We start from the raw sequence: 18,272 nt of genomic DNA, 5'->3' as shown, positions 1-18,272 counted from the left end.
GAAAGGAAGGCGTGTTGTGAGGTCAGGGCGCGGGAATGGTAAAGCGGCGGTGGATGGCTTCCAGTTCCGTCAGTACGTCCTCGCCAAGCGTCAGATCAAAGCTACCCAGGTTGGTTTTTAGCTGTTCCAGCGTGGTGGCACCGAGCAGGGTACTGGCGACAAACGGCTGTTGACGCACAAACGCCAGCGCCATCTGCGCCGGATCCAGACCGTGTTTTTGTGCCAGTGCCACGTACTCAGCGATGGCTTGCTGGGTATGAGGAGCAGAGTAGCGTACAAAACGGCTAAACAAGGTATTGCGCGCGCCCGCCGGTTTGGCACCGTTCAGGTATTTGCCCGTCAGTGTGCCGAACGCCAGCGGCGAGTAAGCCAGCAGCTCGACCCCTTCATGCTGACTGATTTCCGCCAGACCGACCTCGAAACTGCGGTTTAGCAGGCTATAGGGATTCTGGATAGAGACAATTCGTGGTAACTCATGTTTTTCAGCCAGTTGCAGATAGCGCATCACGCCCCACGGGGTTTCGTTCGACACACCGATATAACGAATTTTACCGGCGCGCACCTGCTCGTTTAGCGCTTCCAGCGTTTCCAGCAGCGTGACGGCCGGTTTTTCATGCGAGTACTGGTAGTTCAGCTTGCCGAAGCTGTTGGTTTGACGCTGTGGCCAGTGCAACTGGTACAGGTCGATGTAGTCGGTATTCAGCCGCTTGAGGCTGTCATCCAGCGCGGCACGGATGTTTTTGCGATCTAACGCCTGCTGTGGACGAATGCTACTGTCATTGAGGCGCGCCGGTCCGGAGACTTTGCTGGCGATGATCAGCTTTTCGCGCCCGCCGCGACTTTTCAGCCAGGAACCGATGTAACTTTCCGTTAGCCCCTGTGTTTCAGGACGTGGTGGAACCGGGTACATTTCCGCGGTATCAATCAGATTAATGCCAGCGGCAACCGCGAGATCCAACTGAGCGTGGGCATCCGCTTCACTGTTCTGTTCGCCAAAGGTCATGGTGCCCAGACCCAGCGTACTGACTTCCAAACTGCTGTGGGGAATACGGTGATAGAGCATTGCAGTGTCCTTTTTATTCTTCTGAGTAACGCGGGTGCGATGGCACCACGTTTTCGACTATAACCAAGCTGTGACGAGGGGGGAAGACTCTTTGTGCGGGAAGGTCGGTTGTACGGGAGGGCGAGGCATTAATGCGGGGAAAAATGGTTTTTCCCCCAGACAGGGAAGGCGACGGGGATAGCGGGGCCAAACAGAATCTCCGAATCTGGCCCGGCTGATGCAAATAACCGGCCTAACGCTCAATCACCTGAGAAATAGTGTTGTTGTTGATCTGGTGTTCTACGCCTTCTTCATCAGTATAACTGAGTAGACCAGTGGTCGAATCCAACGTTGGTTTTCCTCTGGTCAGCAGCATCTGACCGTCTTTCGTAGCGATGACATAGTGGCTGGCGCAGCCGGAAAGCAGGACGACAAAAGTCAGGGCAACGGCGGTTTTAATCCGAAATCGCATACTGCATTTACCTGTTATTTAGCAAAAAAACTGAACGTTTTTTCAGTCTAGCAAAGCGTTGTCCGGACGAGGTTAGGATTTATGGTAAAAAAATTAAAAAGATACGTAAGAATGGGGCGGGAAACGGCACGAAGGCCCTTTCCCGCGGAGGTGTTACTGGTTTTTGGCAGATTTCTTGCCACGCATCAGGTTCAGTGCTTCTACCGACATGGAGAAGAACATGGCGAAGTAGATATAACCTTTCGGCACATGGATATCGACACTTTCCAGAATTAACGTGAAGCCCACCAGAATCAGGAATGACAACGCCAGCATTTTTACCGACGGGTGACGATCGACAAATTCGCCGATGGTGCGGGCAGAGAACATCATAACGCCGACGGCAATCACTACGGCGGCCATCATAATGAACAGATGGTCAGACAAACCAACAGCGGTAATTACCGAGTCCAGACTGAAGATGATGTCCAGCAGCATAATTTGCACGATGGCACCAAAGAAAGAATGCACTTGCGAGGTATGGTCTTCCGCGCCGCCTTCAATGGTTTCGTGGATCTCCTTGCTGGATTTCCAGATCAGGAACAAACCACCGAGGAACAGAATCAGGTCACGAGCGGACACGTCTTGCCCGAACACGCTAAACAGCGGATTGGTCAGCTTGATAACCCAGGCAATGGACGCCAACAGGCCGAGGCGCATCAGCATTGCGCCCATCAGGCCAAGGCGGCGGGCTTTGTTCTGCTGATGTTTGGGAAGCTTGGCGACGACCAGCGACAAAAAGATGATGTTGTCGATGCCAAGTACGATTTCCAGTATGGTGAGTGTCCCCAGCGCCAGCCAGGCGTTGGGGTCTGCGATCCAATCGAACATTATCTCATTACTTCCTTAAACGAAACCTAAATGACAATTATCTCCGGCCTGATGCCGTGCAGGCAAGAGGTTTAGGCCGTGTCCGCCCGGAGGGCATTACAGCAGAAAATGCCGGGCCAGTAACGGCGTAGTAAAGGTTTTCTTCAGGTAAAAGCCGCGGGGGAGCGTCAGAATCGGCTGCCCGTGTTCACCAATCGCTTCGGTTAGCGCCCGGCTGTTGGCAGCCTTGGGACGCAACTGTAACACCTCACCGTGACGGGCGGTGATGCTTTCCACTTTGCCCAGTACGATCAAATCCATCAGTTCTTCCCAGTCCTGACGTAATTGCCGTTCTTCCTCCGGGCTGGGACTCCACAACAACGGTGCGCCGATACGGCGTTCTCCCAGTGGGATTGCGCGCGATCCTTCCACCGGAATCCACAGCACTCTGGCTAGCTTGCGTCGTACATGACTGCTTTCCCAGATCACACCACTGTTGCCGGTCAGCGGTGCCACACAGACAAAGGTGGTTTCCAGCGGCCGCCCTTGTTCATCTACCGGGATGGTTTTCAATTCAATCCCGATGTCAGGGAAGTCCTGCTCCGGCTTACTCCCGGCGCTGGCACCTAAAAAGCCTTCCAGGAGTACCCCGATCCACCCTTTGTCACGTTTAAGGTTGGCGGGCAGCGGCAGTTGGGCGATTCGGGCCAGTTCCGCCAGCGAATAACCCGCCAACGCCTGTGCCCGCAGCAGCAGAGCCTGTTCACTGTCCGGTGCGTTGCGATGGGGAGTGGGTGTCTGCATGGATTGTCTATCCGTTACTGATAACAAGGGTGATTAAAAAAAGTACAGCCATAACGGAGGATAACGTCAGGCATTCAGCTATTCAGGTGAAAAATAATAATAGCATGATTCTCTTATGGTTTTTCTCCCTATATTCACAGGGGAAAACCGGCTGCCGGTTTTTGTTCATGACAAGACACCGACAATGAACAGGATTTTACACTATGTTATCCACAGTTTTTTGGGATAACCGGGATAACTCGGGATCACTGTTTCAATTTACAGCCTTGACTGACCGTGGTTTTGCTGGTTTTGCCGATTTTTTGGCTGGTTTTCGATGGTTGCCTGTGGATAAAACCACCGTAGTGCGATCTTTCGCCATCTCGAAAACCATACTGAAATGGGGGAATGCCTGGCGGTGGAGAAATCAGGGAAAGGCGGCTTAATTGCTTGAAAGGGAATGGCAATTTAGTGGAGTAGATCACAGCGGTATAAAGGTTGAAATGAGTTTTACGCACTTTTTCATGATGTTCTTCACAAAGATGTCCACAGAAAAAGTGAATAAACCAACGGAATTGCCTGGTGAATGTTTATAACTTTGATCTTATCTGTGGGTTAACGGCTTTTTATCAGAATGGTTCGGCTATGTTGAGGTAATGCTCTGTGTTGCTGACGCCCGGTGCGAATGCGGGAAGCCACATCCATAAAAGGGATGTAAAGCGGGAGTTTACCGTCTGTCAGGAGTGTGAAACAATCGAGTCATCTTTGCATTCTAGTTTATCGAGGTAGTCCGGTGATCGACGATGATGGCTACCGCCCGAATGTTGGTATTGTAATTTGTAATCGGCAGGGGCAGGTGTTGTGGGCCCGTCGCTATGGTCAGCACTCCTGGCAGTTTCCTCAAGGGGGAATCAACCCCGGAGAAAGCGCGGAACAAGCGATGTACCGCGAACTGTTCGAAGAGGTGGGGCTGCGGAAAAAGGACGTTCGTATCCTGGCTTCCACCCGAAGCTGGTTACGCTATAAATTGCCAAAACGTTTGGTGCGTTGGGATACAAAACCGGTATGTATCGGCCAAAAGCAAAAATGGTTTCTGCTACAGTTAATGTGTAATGAATCAGACATCAACATGCAAAGCAGTGGCACCCCGGAATTCGATGGGTGGCGCTGGGTGAGTTACTGGTATCCGGTACGCCAGGTGGTGTCGTTCAAACGTGACGTTTATCGAAAGGTGATGAAGGAGTTTGTCATTGCCGTGATGCAGCTACAGGAGAATTCGGCTAACCGAATGTCATCAGGAACCAGACGAAAACGAGGATAATCCGATACATCATGATGCTCACGCGACTGCGGGAAATTATTGAGAAGGTTGCAGCCGCGGCCCGGCTGAGTGATGCGTTGGAAATCCTGGTGAATGAAACCTGTCTGGCGATGGATACGGAAGTCTGCTCTATCTATCTGGCCGATCACGATCGTCAATGCTATTACCTGATGGCGACGCGCGGGCTGAAAAAGCCGCGCGGCCGCACTATTACCTTGGCGTTCGGGCAGGGAGTTGTCGGCCTGGTTGGCGAGCGGGCGGAGCCTATCAACCTGGCGGATGCCCAAAGCCACCCCAGTTTTAAATTCATTCCTGCGGTACGTGAACAACACTTCCGCTCGTTTCTGGGCGTGCCGGTGATCCACCGGCGTCAATTGCTGGGCGTGCTGGTAGTCCAGCAGCGCGAACACCGGCAGTTCGACAAAAACGAAGAATCGTTCATGGTGACGCTGGCCACCCAGATGGCGGCCATTCTTTCCCTGTCTCAAATGAAAGCGCTGTTCGGGCAGTACCGGCAGACGCGCATCAAGGCGATGGCAGCGTCTTCCGGTGTGGCGATTGCCACCGGCTGGCAGGACCGCGGCCAGCCGTCGCTGGAGCAGGTCTTCCCGGCTTCCAGCTTGGATAGCGACCGTGAACGCTCCCGGTTGCTGATGGCGATGGAGGAGGCCGGGGCGGAGTTCCGCCGTTTCAGTAAGCGTTTTAGCGCCAGCGCGCAGAAAGAGAGCGCGGCGATCTTCGATTTCTATTCCCACCTGCTTAACGATGCACGCCTCAAACGCGACCTGTTTCAGGAGGTGGATACCGGTAGCGTGGCCGAATGGGCGGTCAAAGTGGTGATCGAACGGTTCGCCGCGCAATTTGCCAGCCTGCAGGACCCTTACCTGCGCGATCGTTCCAGCGACCTACGGGCGTTGGGGCAGCGCCTGCTATTCCATCTTGATGACAACGCCCAGAGCAACGGCCAGTGGCCGGAGCGTTTCATTCTGGTGGCGGACGAGCTGACCGCCACACTGCTGGCGGAGGTGCCGCAAGAGCGCCTGGCTGGTGTGGTCGCCTATGACGGTGCCGCTAATTCCCACGCCGCCATTTTGGTGCGGGCGATGGGTATTCCTACGCTGATGGGCGCGGATATTCAGCCTGAGCTATTGCATCAGCGTCTGCTGATTCTGGATGGCTATCGCGGCGAGTTGCTGGTGGACCCTGAGCCGGTGCTGGTGCAGGAGTATCAGCGTCTGCTGAGCGAGGAAAACGAACTCACCCGGCTGGCGGAAGATGACATGGAGCGCCCGGCGGTGCTGAAAAGCGGTGAGCGGGTGGACGTGATGCTTAACGCCGGTCTGAGCGCCGAACATGAAAAGCACTTCATTAATCAGGTAGACGGTGTGGGGCTGTATCGCACCGAAATTCCGTTCATGCTGCAAAACGGCTTTCCCTCGGAAGAGGAGCAGATGACGCAATATGAAGGCATGTTGCGGCTTTATCCGTCCCGTCCGGTGATGTTGCGCACGTTGGATATCGGTGCGGATAAACAACTGCCTTACCTGCCTATCAGTGAAGAAAATCCTTGTCTGGGCTGGCGTGGCATTCGCGTCACGCTTGATCAGCCGGAAATATTCATGATTCAGGTTCGCGCCATGCTGCGGGCTAATGCGCATATCGGCAACCTAAGTATTTTACTGCCGATGGTCAACAGCCTGGATGAGATCGATGAGGCAAAACGGTTGATTGAACGCGCTGCAGCGGAGGTGTCGGAGATGCTCGGTTTTCCGCAGCCACAGCCACGCATCGGTATTATGATCGAAGTGCCGTCGGTGCTGTTTTTATTGCCGCATCTGGCGTCCCGCATCGATTTTGTCTCCGTCGGCACCAATGACCTGACTCAGTATCTGCTGGCGGTGGATCGTAATAACCCGCATGTCGGTGCCCTGTACGACAGCCTGCATCCGTCGATGTTGCAGGCACTGAACATGATCATCACTCATTGTCAGCAATATTCGTTGCCGGTTTCGGTGTGCGGCGAGATGGCCGGTGAACCGATGGGCGCGCTGTTGCTGATCGGGTTGGGATACCGTTCGTTGAGCATGAACGGTCGTAGCGTTGCTCGTATCAAATACCTGCTGCGTCGGATTGGTGAAGAAGAGACACGCCAGTTGACGGACAAGGTGCTCAAGGCGCAAACCGCCAGCGAAGTGCGCCAGTGGGCGTCGATTTTCATTGAAGAGCGCGGGCTGGGCGGCCTGATTCGCGGTGGTCGCTGAGCGCGGCATCACCTCATTTTTATACCGGATTCGTACCGGAAATGTTTACAGTTCTTTTATCCCCTCGTCGCCAACTGTTTCCGTTGGCTATGCTATCATGCGCACCGCGGACGGCCGACGGAAGCCCAGCCTTCTTTTCGGCCCTTGAATAGCCCCGAAATCAGGGACAAAGCAACGATAATGTGGTGATCGATGACGACGAGCTATCTGGTATTTCCCCAGTTTGATCCGGTAATTTTTTCGTTAGGGCCGGTTTCCCTGCACTGGTATGGATTGATGTATTTGGTCGGGTTTGTGTTTGCCATGTGGCTGGCGGTTCGCCGGGCGAACAAACCAGGTAGCGGATGGCGCAAGGAAGAGGTAGAAAATCTACTCTACTTCGGGTTCCTCGGCGTATTTGTCGGTGGTCGTCTGGGTTATGTGCTGTTCTATGCTCTCCCGTCGTTTCTGGATAATCCGCTCTATCTGTTCCGCGTGTGGGACGGCGGTATGTCTTTCCACGGCGGCCTGCTGGGTGTCATCACGGTCATGCTGTGGTTTGCACACCGCACCAAGCGTCATTTCTTCCAGGTATCTGATTTCATTGCTCCGCTGATTCCTTTTGGTCTGGGTGCCGGGCGTCTGGGCAACTTCATCAATGGTGAACTGTGGGGCCGCGTCAGCATTGATACGCCGTGGGCGATGCTATTTCCTGGCTCGCGTGGCGAAGACATGGCGCTGGCGGCCGGTAACCCGCAGTGGCAGGCGATCTTCAATCAATACGGTGTGTTGCCGCGTCATCCGTCGCAGTTGTATGAACTGGCGCTGGAAGGGGTGGTGCTGTTTATCATTCTGAATGTGTTCATTCGCAAAGCACGCCCGATGGGGAGTGTTTCCGGTCTGTTCCTGATCGGCTACGGTTGTTTCCGTATTATTGTGGAGTTCTTCCGCCAGCCGGACGCGCAACTGGGGCTGTTCGGCGGTATCAGTATGGGGCAGATCCTGTCGTTGCCGATGGTATTGGCTGGAGTCCTGATGATGGTCTGGGCGTATCGTCGCCAGGCTGCTGCCCGGCAGTAAATGTTGATAAAAATTAAGTAGGTGAGGTGGTATGAAACAGTATCTGGAACTGATGAGAAAAGTGCTTGAAGAAGGGACTCCCAAGGATGACCGCACAGGTACGGGGACGTTATCGATTTTCGGCCATCAGATGCGTTTCAATCTACAGGAAGGGTTTCCGCTGGTGACCACCAAGCGTTGCCACCTGCGCTCCATCATTCATGAGCTGCTGTGGTTCCTGAACGGCGATACCAATGTCGGCTACCTGCATGACAACAAGGTCACCATTTGGGATGAATGGGCGGATGAAAATGGCGACCTGGGGCCGGTTTACGGCAAGCAATGGCGCGCCTGGGGGGCGGCAGACGGCCGTCAGATCGACCAGTTACAGACAGTGCTAAAACAGCTGAAACAGGACCCGGACTCCCGCCGCATCATTGTTTCCGCCTGGAATGTGGGCGAGCTGGACAAAATGGCGCTGGCACCCTGCCACGCCTTTTTCCAGTTTTATGTCGCCAACGGCAAACTCTCCTGCCAGCTGTACCAGCGTTCCTGCGACATTTTCCTCGGTCTGCCGTTCAACATCGCCAGCTACGCACTGCTGGTGCATATGATGGCACAGCAGTGCGACCTGGAAGTGGGCGATTTTGTCTGGACTGGCGGTGATACCCACCTCTACAACAACCACCTTGAGCAGACGCATCTGCAACTTAGTCGTGAGCCGCGTCCTTTGCCGCGACTGGTGATCAAACGTCGTCCGGCGTCGCTGTTTGATTACCAGTTTGACGACTTCGAGATAGAGGGGTATGACCCGCACCCTGCCATCAAGGCACCGGTAGCTGTCTGAACCTTATCCTGCGCTGATATCACCTGACACCGCCCAACGGCGGATGCCGCTGACATAAGGAAATTGCGGTTTCCTGTTGCTCAGCCGGACATCTTGCCGTTGGGCGGTTTGTTTTGTCCTATCCCCTGATTTGCGAGCAGCCGCGCAGTTTCTCTGCATGTTGCCGCCGCCTCGCATCTTGCCTGCGACGCGCCTCGTAACCCCATCCTCTGGCGCTATTCACGCCGATACCGCGCTTTAGAATGGCGGTCATGAACAGGCGAAACAATGCACGGCAACAGGGGTTTTCCCTGCTGGAACTCATCGTGGTGGTCACCATTGTGGCTTTGCTGACCGGGGGCGGCTTGCATAGCTGGCTGGCTTATCGCCAGGCGCTTTTGCTGGAGCAGCACGCCCGGCACCTGCTGGCATTCATGACGCGCATACAGGCCAACGCCTACTGGCATAACCAGACCGAAAGTCTGTGGTTCAAATCAGTAGGGGATAACTGGTGTATTGGGTATGGTGCCGAACCGGCTTCCTGCCCGCCGGAAAGTGCTTTCGTTTTTACTCGCGCGGTGCGGGATGCGGCAATCGCCGAAGCCACCAGCGAGCGATGGGTATTTTACGGCTTGCGTAATGCCGCACAGGCTGGGCACCTCACCCTGAGCAACCCGGCCGGGCGCGTAAGGCTGGTTATCTCGGCACGCGGACGCTTGCGCCTTTGCAGCGAGTCCCGATCAGTACAGGGGATCCCGCTATGTTGAACAGATTAGTCGGGAAAGCCGCAGGCGGTTTTACCTTACCGGAGGTGATGCTGGCGATGGGGATGAGCAGCTTGATCATGCTGGCGGTGGCGCAATGGTTGCCATTGCTGCGGGCCCAGACGCAGGAAAGTGCCAGCCTGATCCGACTGGAGCAACTGCTAGGACAGACTCTGTTCGGGATAGAAAAAGACATACGGCGTGCCGGATTTTGTGCCGGGCGTTGTCAGGGAAATGCACTGACACTGGAGGTGGGGGCCGCGAAACAGGTGAGTTGCCTGTCGGTGGCGTATGACGTCAACCGCAATGGCCGTTGGGAAACGGAGGAGCAGTTGGAGCCGGAGTTTTTCAGCTATCGCTTACGCGATGGCGCGCTAGAGGTGCAAACGGGCGGCCCCCGTTGTCAGGGCAACCGCTGGGAGAAATTGCTGGACCCCGGTGAGGTGACCATCGCCCGTTTTGAGGTAACGAAGGAGACGTCCGGCACGACACCGCGTTATCGGGTATTGCTGGAAGGGTACTGGAGCGCGCGGCCGACACGACGGAGACAGGTCGACAGCCTGGTGGCAGGGAGGAATCATGCGGGGTAGGCGGCAGCAGGGCAGCATACTGGTGATAGTGATGTTGGTGATGATGACAGGCTTGTTAATGGTGGGCGGATTGCAGCGCCAACTGGATATTCAGTTACAGCAAGGTGTTGATGAACAGCGCTTCTGGCAGGCATTCAATCAGGGGCTGTCGTCATTGAACTGGGGAATGGGGTTGCGCTGGCAAAATACCGAAGAATGGCAATGTCAGGCTCAGCCATCGTCACAGTTACGCGCCTGCTTGCGTATCAATGGCGAAGATCATTCCGGGTTATTGCGAGGGGAAGGGCAGATAGCCGGTAATCCGCAGCCATTGACGTTTTATCATCGGGTTATCGCTGATGCCGCAGCGGCAGACAGTGGCATCCGGCCTATCGCTGGCGGGTGGTTGGACTTTTGTCCGAATGCGGAGGAGCTGGCCTGTGTCCCGGCGCAATGAAAGGTCGAACCGTGATGCCAGCGTCGGGTTCAGTCTGCCGGAAACGCTGGTTGCTACGCTGTTATTTGCGGTTTCGTTGGTCGGCCTCTTGCAATATCATCAGGTACTTCAGCAATCGTTGTTGCACCAGATGCAGCAGCGTCAGGCGTGGCGGCTGGCCCATCAGCAGTTGGAAACGGAAGGAGCCGACAGTGTTTCATCATTGCCACGGAGCGTTCCCGCCGGATGGCGAGTGAACCGGGAAGAACAACGCCATCCACCGGCCTGTCGCCGTGTAACGGTGACCGTGGTGACGCCCTATCACTATCGTGCGGCACTTAGCCGTTGGTTTTGTGATACCCCTGACGCCGTTGTGCAACGTGACAGCGGCTAGCCTGGAATAACTGTCTGTATAACGCTTGTGGAGATGTTGATGCGGAAATCTTGTATTTGGTTAAGTGCGTTGTTGCTGTGTTTCTGGTTTCCGATCAGTCAGGCGGCGGATAGCTGGCAGCCGCTACCCGAAACGATAAGAAAGAGTGAGAATGACGTTCGTCAGTATCAGGCGATACGGCTTGATAATGGCATGACGGTTCTGCTGGTATCCGATGTGCAGGCCACTCGTTCGTTGGCGGCGTTGGCGATACCGGTCGGTTCGCTGGATAATCCCCCACAGCAGCCGGGTCTGGCCCACTATCTGGAACACATGTTGCTGATGGGGTCGAAGCGTTACCCACAGGCGGATGGGCTGGCCGAATTTCTGAAAATGCACGGCGGTAGCCACAACGCCAGTACGGCGTCTTATCGCACCGCTTTCTATCTCGAAGTGGAAAACGACGCGTTGCAGCCTGCTGTCGACCGGCTGGCTGATGCGATTGCCGAGCCACTGCTCGATCCGGTCAACGCTGATCGTGAGCGTCATGCGGTCAATGCGGAGTTGACCATGGCGCGTGCCCGCGATGGTTTGCGTATGGCTCAGGTCGAGGCGGAAACTATTAACCCGGCGCATCCAGGTTCCCGCTTCGCGGGGGGCAACCTGGAAACCCTCAGTGATAAGCCCGGTAGTAAACTGCACGATGAACTGGTTAATTTCTACCAGCGTTACTATTCCGCCAACCTGATGAAAGGCGTGATCTACGGCAAACTGCCGTTACCGGATCTGGCGGCCATCGCCGCCTCGACCTTCGGACGGATAGCCAATCGTCAGGCCAACGTACCACCGATTACTGCACCTGTAGTGACTGATGAACAGCGTGGGTTATTCATCCATTATGTCCCGGCACAACCTCGCAAACAGTTGAAAATTGAGTTTCGGATCGAAAACAACAACCTGGCGTTTCGTAGCAAGACGGATACCTACATCAGCTACCTGATCGGCAATCGTAGTCAGAACACGCTTTCTGACTGGTTGCAAAAGCAGGGGCTGGCTGAGTCGGTGCGCGCCAGTTCTGATCCCATGTCTGAGCGCGACAGCGGTGTATTCAATATCAGCGTTGATTTGACCGACAAAGGTTTGGTACAGAAAGACAAGGTGATCGCGGGAGTGTTCAGCTATCTGGAAAAGCTGCGCAAAGAAGGGATCCAACCGCGTTACTTCGATGAAATATCACGGGTACTGGCTATTGATTTCCGCTATCCCTCGCTTACCCGTGACATGAGTTATGTGGAGTGGCTGGTGGATACCATGTTGCGGTTGCCGGTGGAGTATACCCTTGAAGGGCCTTATCTGGCAGATCGGTTCGATCCTGACGCGATCAAAGCACGGCTATCGGCCATGACGCCGCAAAATGCACGCATCTGGGTAATAAGCCCGGAACAGCCGCATAATAAAGAGGCTTATTTTGTTGGTGCGCCTTATCAGGTAGACAAAATTACCAATGAGCGGATGGTGCAGTGGCAGCAGACGGCTGAGTCGTTGGCGCTCAATTTACCTGTGACCAACCCTTATATCCCGGATAGTTTTTCGCTGATTGCCGCAGATGCTGGCATTACTCACCCCAGAAAAGTCGTTGACCAGCCGGGGTTGCGCGTGTTTTACATGCCCAGCCGCTATTTCGCCAGCGAACCCAAAGCCGATATCACGCTGATGCTGCGCAACCGGATGGCGAACGATTCCGCCCGTCATCAGGTGCTGTTCGCTCTGAATGATTATCTGGCTGGCGTAGCACTGGATGCGCTCAGTTATCAGGCATCGGTGGGCGGCATCAGCTTCTCCACCGGCAGCAATGATGGGCTGATCATGACAGCCAGCGGCTATACCCAACATCTGCCGGAGTTATTGCTGACGCTGGTGGAGCAATACGCTAACTTCAGCTCGACGGAAGAACAGCTGGAGCAGGCAAAATCCTGGTATGCCGAACAACTGGATGCGGCCGAAAAGGCCAAAGCGTATGAACAGGCGATGTTCCCGATTAAGGGGTTGTCGAACGTGCCTTACAGTGAGAGAAGCGAGCGACGCAACTTGCTGAAGGACATTACGCTGCAAGAGTTGATGGAATACCGTAAGGCCTTACTGCATTTGGCTGCGCCTGAAATGCTGGTGGTCGGCAATCTGGAACAGGACAAGGTGGTTAGCTTGTCGCACAGCCTGCGTGAGCGTCTTGGCTGTGGCGGCACCGAATGGTGGCGCGGACAATCCGTCAGCATCAGCCAGCCACAGCGAGCCATGCTGCAACGTAGCGCAGCAGCAAGCACTGATTCGGCGCTGGCCGCGGTATATATTCCGACCGGTTATGACGAAGTACAGAGTGCGGCTTACAGCAAATTGTTGGGGCAGATCATTCATCCCTGGTTCTTTAATCAGTTACGTACTGACGAACAGTTGGGCTACGCCGTATTCGCCACCCCGGTTTCGGTCGACCGCCAGTGGGGGATCGGTTTCCTGCTGCAAAGCAACAGCAAGCAGCCTGCTTATCTCTACCAACGTTATCAGGACTTTTTTGGCAAGGCACAGCAGCGACTGAGCGCCATGAGTGCAGAGGTTTTTGCTCAGAACAAACAGGGGTTGATCAATGCACTCAGCCAGCCACCTCAGACGCTGGATGAAGAGGCGGCACGCTTGCGTGGCGATCTGGAGCGAGAGAATTTTGCCTTCGACACTCGCCAGCAGTTGATCGGGCAACTGGCGTCCATTTCGTCGGCGCAGTTGTCAGACTTTTTCCAGCAGGCGCTGCATCCACAAGGGCTGGCAATTCTATCGCAGATTTCCGGCAGTGCGAGCGGGAAGGTGGACTATGCCCAGCCATCGGAATGGCAATCCTATGCATCAACGTCTGCACTGCAACGAACGCTGAGGTTGAAAACGGTGGAACAAAAGCAGACGGAAACCCAGTAAGGCACTGAACAGTAAGTACTGCTGAAAGTATGATACCTGTGCCAGGTGAAATGGCTGGCACAGGGAAACGCAGAGAAACAGCGTGGATAACGCGTGGTGGTGAACCACGCGTTATTTTCCCTACAGGTCGATGACCAGAATCTTGGAGCGACGTTGGTAGTTGTAAAGCTCCTGCTTGCGTTTCGGCAACACGGCGACTTCCGCAGGCTGGAAACCGCGTTCCTGGAACCAATGGATACTGTGGGTGGTCAGCACAAACAGGCGTTTGAGCCCTTGTTGGCGCGCTTGCGCAGCGATATGGTGCAGTAACTGATCACCGCGCGACGAGTTGCGGTACTCCGGGTGCACCGCCACGCAGGCCATTTCACCGATGCTCTCTTCCGTAAATGGATAGAGCGCGGCACAGGCGATAGTCAGATTATCGCGGACCACCACGGTGAATTTGTCTATCTCCATTTCCAGTTGTTCGCGCGAGCGGCGCACCAGAATGCCTTGCTGTTCCAGCGGGCGAATCAGCTCCAGAATACCGCCGATGTCATTGATAGTTGCCCGACGGATTTGCTCGGCGCTTTCCATCACGATCTGGGTGCCGATGCCGTCGCGGGAAAACAACTCCTGCAACAGTGCGCCATCTTCCTGATAGCTGATCAAATGGCTACGGCGTACTCCGCTGCGGCAGGCTTTCACCGCGCCACGCAAGAAACGTACAATCTCCGAGTTATAGTCACCGGCTTCTTCCAGTGACTGAATGCGCTGTTGGGCTTCGTCTGGCAACAGTTCGGACACAATGCTGCCTTCGATATTGGTCACGCCCTGGGAAGCACAGAAACCGATCATCTTTTCGGCTTTGAGCTTGATAGCCAGCTGGGTGGCGACTTCTTCTGAGGTCAGATTGAAGCTTTCACCGGTGACGGAAACGGCTACTGGGCCCAACAGTACGATCGCGCCGCTGTCCAGTTGGCGATGCAGCGCTTCTTCGTCAATACGACGGATGCGCCCGCTGTGGCAGTAGTCAACGCCGTCATCCACGCCCAGCGGCTGGGCGATGATGAAGTTGCCGCTAACCACATTAATGTGCGCCCCTTGTAGCGGCGTGTTCAACAGGCTCATCGACAGCCGGGCGGTGATGTCCAGTTGCAGCATACCTGCGGCCTGCTTTACCAGTTCCAGCGTGGTGCTGTCTGTTACGCGGGTATGTTTGTGGTAACGAGGCTCGTAGTGATGGGCCATGAGATTCGCATCGATTTGGGGGCGTGCGCCATAAACCACCACCAGCTTGATGCCAAGACTGTGTAACAGCCCGATATCATTGACGATTTTGGTGAAATTCTCATGTTCAATAGCTTCGCCACCGAGCATGATGACAAACGTTTTGCCACGATGTGCATTGATGTAAGGAACTGAGTGGCGGAAGCCTTGAACCAGTTCTGTACTACGTTCCTTCACTGCGAGCCCTCTTTGAATTTTTATTCGATATTTTCGTATTTTTATTCTTCATAAACTAAAAGGCAAGCGATAACTTTTCGGTCTGGCCCGATAGTTCAGAGAAGTCTGCTTATCATAGTAGAAAACATAAAAATGATTTTTGCATGACAGCCCGATAGGTATTGGTTAAAGTTTTTGACGTTTTTATCAATCTGTCTGATTTCTTTAGCCATTACCGGAGTTGCATGTCTGATACGAAGCACCATCTGACCCGTCGTCATTTATTACAGGGCGCCGCTGCCACCTGGTTACTGAGTATCAGTGGCATTGGGCTGGCTGCTACTTCGCAGGTGATTGCCGTGCGGGTGTGGCCTTCTTCAGCCTATAGCCGTGTGACGCTGGAGTCCAGTCAGCCGCTCAAGTATCGCCAGTTCATGCTGGAGAACCCCGATCGTCTGGTGGTGGATATTGAAAACGCCTCGTTGAATAGTGTGCTGAAAAATGCCGGTCGGCAATTCGAACGGCCAGACCCTTTCATCAAGACGGCGCGCGCCGGGCAGTTCGACAAAAATACCGTGCGTCTGGTGTTGGAATTATGGCAGAAGGTTAACCCCAAATTGTTTACGTTGGCACCGGTTGCCAGCTTTCGAAACCGCCTGGTGATGGATTTATATCCCGCCGCTGGCCGTTACGACGATGCGGATGACCCGCTACTGGCGTTGCTGGAAGATTATAATAAAGGTGACCTGGAACGGACGCTACCGCCGGAAAAGCCCAAAGACGGCAAGGCAGGGCGCGAAAGGCCGCTGGTTATCATGCTTGACCCTGGGCACGGTGGTGAAGATCCGGGAGCCATCGGCAAAAACCGGACCCGTGAAAAAGACGTGGTGCTGCAAATTGCCCGGCGTCTGAAAGCGCTCATCGAGCGTGAGCGCAACATGAAGGTCTACATGACCCGCAATGAAGATGTGTTTATTCCACTTAAAGTCCGGGTGGCTAAAGCGCGCAAACAGCGTGCTGACCTGTTTGTCTCCATTCATGCCGACGCGTTCACCAGCCGAGCTGTCCGCGGTTCCTCCGTGTTTGCGTTGTCAAAAAAAGGCGCGACCAGTTCAGCGGCGCGTTATCTGGCACAAACCCAGAATGAGTCGGATTTGATTGGTGGTGTCAGCCTGAGTGGCGACCGCTATCTGGACAGCACCATGTTTGACATGGTGCAAACCGTGACTATCAACGACAGCCTGAAATTCGGCAAAGAAATTCTGCACCGGTTGGGTAGGGTCAACCATCTGCATAAAAATAGCGTCGATCAGGCCGGATTTGCGGTATTGAAGGCACCGGATATTCCGTCGGTGCTGGTGGAAACGGCATTTATCAGCAATCTGGAAGAGGAGCGTAAGCTGCGCACCAGTCGTTTTCAGCAGCAGGTGGCACAGTCGATTCTGGAAGGGATTAAAGCCTATTTTGCGGCTCAGGCACGTTAAGCGCCGAAAGGTGTATTGTGCCTGAAAGAATGCCTGAATCGCAGGCATAAAAAAACACCCATTCGGGTGTCTGATTATTGGTTGCGGGGGCCGGATTTGAACCGACGACCTTCGGGTTATGAGCCCGACGAGCTACCAGGCTGCTCCACCCCGCGTCCGTCTTCTTTCTTCTCATATGATGCTGGTACATCAATTGGTTGCGGGGGCCGGATTTGAACCGACGACCTTCGGGTTATGAGCCCGACGAGCTACCAGGCTGCTCCACCCCGCGTCCGTGGATGCGCACTATACTCCGCGTTCGCTTTGATGCAACCTCTTTTTGCAAATAGTTTACGCTTTTGCAGACAGTTGGTGGAAATGTCAGCGTTACGTTGATTTTTTAGACTGCTGGGTGTCGTTTTGATGTGATGCGTTTTATTCTCTCTGCCTGTTTGTTATCGTTCTGCGTGGTTTTACACTCAAGCAAGAAGAGAGCATGGAAATGAAAGGATGGTGGGGGAAATACGTGTTGACCGGGGTCGTCATCGCCATACTGGCCGGTTGTCAGACTCGGCCCAGCGATCGTGGTCAGCAATATAAAGATGGCCGTCTCGATCAGCCGATGGAATGGGTCAACGCACCAAACGCGAATGGTAAACCGATAAACGCAGTCGATTTTTCCCAGCAGGTCAGCCAGATTCAGGCCTCTTCCCCCGGCCTCTACTCTCGCAACAGTGATATCTTTCAAGCCGTTCAGAATTGGATTCAGGCCGGTGGCGATACCCGGCAACTGACGCAGTTCGGCCTCAGTGCCTGGCAGATGGAAGGTGTTGACAGCTTTGGTAACGTGCAGTTTACCGGCTACTACACCCCGGTGGTGCAGGCGCGTCATTATCGCCAGGGCGAGTTTCGTTTCCCCTTGTACGCCATGCCTCGTGTTCGCAAGAACGGCCGTCTGCCGGATCGTGCCGCCATTTATTCCGGTGCGCTGAGCAACGAACTGGCTATCGCCTGGACCAACTCGCTGATGGACAACTTCATGATGGAAGTGCAGGGCAGCGGTTATGTGGATTTCGGTGATGGCAGCCCGCTGACGTTTTTCGGTTATGCGGGTAAAAATGGTCATGCTTACCGCAGTATCGGTAAAGTGTTGATTGATCGTGGTGAGGTGCCCAAAGAAGATATGTCGATGCAGGCCATTCGACAATGGGCTGACCGGCATACCGAAGCAGAAGTTCGGGAATTGCTGGTGCAGAATCCCTCTTTCGTGTTCTTTAAATCGATGGCGTCAATGCCGGTGAAGGGCGCTAGCGCGGTGCCGCTGGTAGCTAAAGCGTCTGTGGCGTCTGACCGTTCGCTGATCCCGGCCGGCACCACGTTACTGGCGGAAGTGCCGCTGCTGGATAATCAGGGCAAGTTTACCGGCAAATATGAGATGCGTTTAATGGTCGCGCTGGATGTCGGCGGTGCGATAAAAGGACAACATTTCGATATCTATCAGGGGATTGGGCCTGATGCCGGGCACGCCGCCGGGTTCTACAATCATTACGGTCGGGTGTGGGTATTGAGAAACGCGCAGTCTTCTTCTGCCATGCCGTTGCTCAGCGCTGGCAACAGCAACGGGGCTGTCGGGCTGGTTAGTCACGCCAATTAAATCAGTTGGTCCCGCCATCATATGTTGATGGCGGT

Annotated in this window: 17 protein-coding genes and 2 tRNA genes; 12 read left to right on the top strand and 7 right to left on the bottom strand. The window is 54.6% G+C overall.

What is annotated here, in order from left to right; translation table 11 throughout:
- Positions 1-22: 22 nt before the first annotated feature.
- The 4 genes from OB87_RS12785 to mutH form a co-directional block, all read right to left on the bottom strand.
- Complete coding sequence (locus OB87_RS12785; RefSeq protein WP_033569807.1) at positions 23-1,063, bottom strand: NADP(H)-dependent aldo-keto reductase; 1,041 nt, start codon at positions 1,061-1,063, stop codon at positions 23-25.
- A 232-nt stretch (positions 1,064-1,295) separates the two neighbouring features.
- Positions 1,296-1,514 (bottom strand): YgdI/YgdR family lipoprotein, encoded by a 219-nt coding sequence (locus OB87_RS12780; RefSeq protein ID WP_033569806.1) that lies wholly within the window; start codon positions 1,512-1,514, stop codon positions 1,296-1,298.
- Between the two features lie 153 nt (positions 1,515-1,667).
- On the bottom strand, positions 1,668-2,384 hold the full coding sequence (locus tag OB87_RS12775) for a TerC family protein (RefSeq protein ID WP_033569805.1): 717 nt from the start codon (positions 2,382-2,384) through the stop codon (positions 1,668-1,670).
- Positions 2,385-2,480: 96 nt separating this feature from the next.
- Positions 2,481-3,167: a DNA mismatch repair endonuclease MutH gene (mutH, locus tag OB87_RS12770; RefSeq protein ID WP_033569804.1), complete on the bottom strand. Its 687-nt coding sequence runs from the start codon at positions 3,165-3,167 to the stop codon at positions 2,481-2,483.
- Between the two features lie 203 nt (positions 3,168-3,370).
- On the opposite strand from mutH, the gene OB87_RS20845 reads away from it, so the two are divergent.
- The 10 genes from OB87_RS20845 (at position 3,371) to ptrA (ending at position 13,695) form a co-directional block, all read left to right on the top strand.
- On the top strand, positions 3,371-3,592 hold the full coding sequence (locus OB87_RS20845; protein WP_033569803.1) for a hypothetical protein: 222 nt from the start codon (positions 3,371-3,373) through the stop codon (positions 3,590-3,592).
- 347 nt (positions 3,593-3,939) lie between these two features.
- Positions 3,940-4,467 (top strand): RNA pyrophosphohydrolase, encoded by a 528-nt coding sequence (gene rppH, locus OB87_RS12760; protein WP_033569802.1) that lies wholly within the window; start codon positions 3,940-3,942, stop codon positions 4,465-4,467.
- Between the two features lie 14 nt (positions 4,468-4,481).
- Positions 4,482-6,728: a phosphoenolpyruvate--protein phosphotransferase gene (gene ptsP, locus OB87_RS12755; protein WP_033569832.1), complete on the top strand. Its 2,247-nt coding sequence runs from the start codon at positions 4,482-4,484 to the stop codon at positions 6,726-6,728.
- 192 nt (positions 6,729-6,920) lie between these two features.
- Entirely contained in the window at positions 6,921-7,787 is an 867-nt protein-coding gene (lgt, locus tag OB87_RS12750; protein WP_033569801.1) for a prolipoprotein diacylglyceryl transferase, read from the top strand.
- Between the two features lie 31 nt (positions 7,788-7,818).
- The gene (thyA, locus tag OB87_RS12745; RefSeq protein ID WP_033569800.1) at positions 7,819-8,613 is read left to right on the top strand and encodes a thymidylate synthase; all 795 of its coding nucleotides are present in this window, start codon (positions 7,819-7,821) and stop codon (positions 8,611-8,613) included.
- Positions 8,614-8,855: 242 nt separating this feature from the next.
- Entirely contained in the window at positions 8,856-9,359 is a 504-nt protein-coding gene (locus OB87_RS12740) for a prepilin peptidase-dependent protein (RefSeq protein WP_081977390.1), read from the top strand.
- Positions 9,353-9,946 (top strand): prepilin peptidase-dependent protein, encoded by a 594-nt coding sequence (locus OB87_RS12735; protein ID WP_033569799.1) that lies wholly within the window; start codon positions 9,353-9,355, stop codon positions 9,944-9,946. The genes OB87_RS12740 and OB87_RS12735 overlap by 7 nt, the downstream gene beginning before the upstream one ends.
- Positions 9,936-10,382, top strand: coding sequence for a YgdB family protein (locus OB87_RS12730; RefSeq protein WP_200884293.1), 447 nt, complete (start codon positions 9,936-9,938; stop codon positions 10,380-10,382). The genes OB87_RS12735 and OB87_RS12730 overlap by 11 nt, the downstream gene beginning before the upstream one ends.
- On the top strand, positions 10,366-10,755 hold the full coding sequence (locus OB87_RS12725) for a prepilin-type N-terminal cleavage/methylation domain-containing protein (protein WP_033569798.1): 390 nt from the start codon (positions 10,366-10,368) through the stop codon (positions 10,753-10,755). Before OB87_RS12730 ends, OB87_RS12725 begins: the two co-directional genes overlap by 17 nt.
- Before the next feature lie 39 nt (positions 10,756-10,794).
- Positions 10,795-13,695 carry a pitrilysin gene (ptrA, locus tag OB87_RS12720; RefSeq protein ID WP_033569829.1) on the top strand — a complete coding sequence of 967 codons (2,901 nt, stop codon included), beginning with the start codon at positions 10,795-10,797 and terminating at the stop codon, positions 13,693-13,695.
- A gap of 120 nt (positions 13,696-13,815) precedes the next feature.
- On the opposite strand, the gene argA is transcribed toward ptrA, so the two are convergent.
- The gene (gene argA / locus OB87_RS12715) at positions 13,816-15,141 is read right to left on the bottom strand and encodes an amino-acid N-acetyltransferase (RefSeq protein ID WP_033569797.1); all 1,326 of its coding nucleotides are present in this window, start codon (positions 15,139-15,141) and stop codon (positions 13,816-13,818) included.
- A 224-nt stretch (positions 15,142-15,365) separates the two neighbouring features.
- On the opposite strand from argA, the gene amiC reads away from it, so the two are divergent.
- Positions 15,366-16,604: an N-acetylmuramoyl-L-alanine amidase AmiC gene (gene amiC, locus OB87_RS12710; RefSeq protein ID WP_033569796.1), complete on the top strand. Its 1,239-nt coding sequence runs from the start codon at positions 15,366-15,368 to the stop codon at positions 16,602-16,604.
- A 78-nt stretch (positions 16,605-16,682) separates the two neighbouring features.
- Here amiC and OB87_RS12705 read toward each other — a convergent pair.
- Together OB87_RS12705 and OB87_RS12700 are read right to left on the bottom strand one after the other, a co-directional pair.
- Positions 16,683-16,759 (bottom strand) — tRNA-Met (locus tag OB87_RS12705).
- 39 nt (positions 16,760-16,798) lie between these two features.
- Positions 16,799-16,875: transfer RNA gene (locus OB87_RS12700), tRNA-Met, on the bottom strand.
- Between the two features lie 210 nt (positions 16,876-17,085).
- Between OB87_RS12700 and mltA the strand changes: the two genes are divergently transcribed.
- Entirely contained in the window at positions 17,086-18,237 is a 1,152-nt protein-coding gene (gene mltA, locus OB87_RS12695; protein ID WP_033569828.1) for a murein transglycosylase A, read from the top strand.
- Positions 18,238-18,272: the final 35 nt, after the last annotated feature.

Origin of the sequence: Dickeya undicola, from assembly GCF_000784735.1 — a bacterium.
GTDB lineage: Bacteria > Pseudomonadota > Gammaproteobacteria > Enterobacterales > Enterobacteriaceae > Dickeya > Dickeya undicola.
Note: the sequence above shows the minus strand (reverse complement) of the source record. Positions and strands in the feature narration are given on the sequence as shown.

What these genes read in the sequence shown, in the direction of transcription:
- OB87_RS12785 (WP_033569807.1), bottom strand. Translation starts at nt 1,063, where the DNA reads ATGCTCTATCACCGTATTCCCCACAGCAGTTTGGAAGTCAGTACGCTG.
- OB87_RS12780 (WP_033569806.1), bottom strand. Translation starts at nt 1,514, where the DNA reads ATGCGATTTCGGATTAAAACCGCCGTTGCCCTGACTTTTGTCGTCCTG.
- OB87_RS12775 (WP_033569805.1), bottom strand. Translation starts at nt 2,384, where the DNA reads ATGTTCGATTGGATCGCAGACCCCAACGCCTGGCTGGCGCTGGGGACA.
- mutH (WP_033569804.1), bottom strand. Translation starts at nt 3,167, where the DNA reads ATGCAGACACCCACTCCCCATCGCAACGCACCGGACAGTGAACAGGCT.
- OB87_RS20845 (WP_033569803.1), top strand. Translation starts at nt 3,371, where the DNA reads ATGTTATCCACAGTTTTTTGGGATAACCGGGATAACTCGGGATCACTG.
- ptsP (WP_033569832.1), top strand. Translation starts at nt 4,482, where the DNA reads ATGCTCACGCGACTGCGGGAAATTATTGAGAAGGTTGCAGCCGCGGCC.
- lgt (WP_033569801.1), top strand. Translation starts at nt 6,921, where the DNA reads ATGACGACGAGCTATCTGGTATTTCCCCAGTTTGATCCGGTAATTTTT.
- thyA (WP_033569800.1), top strand. Translation starts at nt 7,819, where the DNA reads ATGAAACAGTATCTGGAACTGATGAGAAAAGTGCTTGAAGAAGGGACT.
- OB87_RS12740 (WP_081977390.1), top strand. Translation starts at nt 8,856, where the DNA reads ATGGCGGTCATGAACAGGCGAAACAATGCACGGCAACAGGGGTTTTCC.
- OB87_RS12735 (WP_033569799.1), top strand. Translation starts at nt 9,353, where the DNA reads ATGTTGAACAGATTAGTCGGGAAAGCCGCAGGCGGTTTTACCTTACCG.
- OB87_RS12730 (WP_200884293.1), top strand. Translation starts at nt 9,936, where the DNA reads ATGCGGGGTAGGCGGCAGCAGGGCAGCATACTGGTGATAGTGATGTTG.
- ptrA (WP_033569829.1), top strand. Translation starts at nt 10,795, where the DNA reads ATGCGGAAATCTTGTATTTGGTTAAGTGCGTTGTTGCTGTGTTTCTGG.
- amiC (WP_033569796.1), top strand. Translation starts at nt 15,366, where the DNA reads ATGTCTGATACGAAGCACCATCTGACCCGTCGTCATTTATTACAGGGC.
- mltA (WP_033569828.1), top strand. Translation starts at nt 17,086, where the DNA reads ATGAAAGGATGGTGGGGGAAATACGTGTTGACCGGGGTCGTCATCGCC.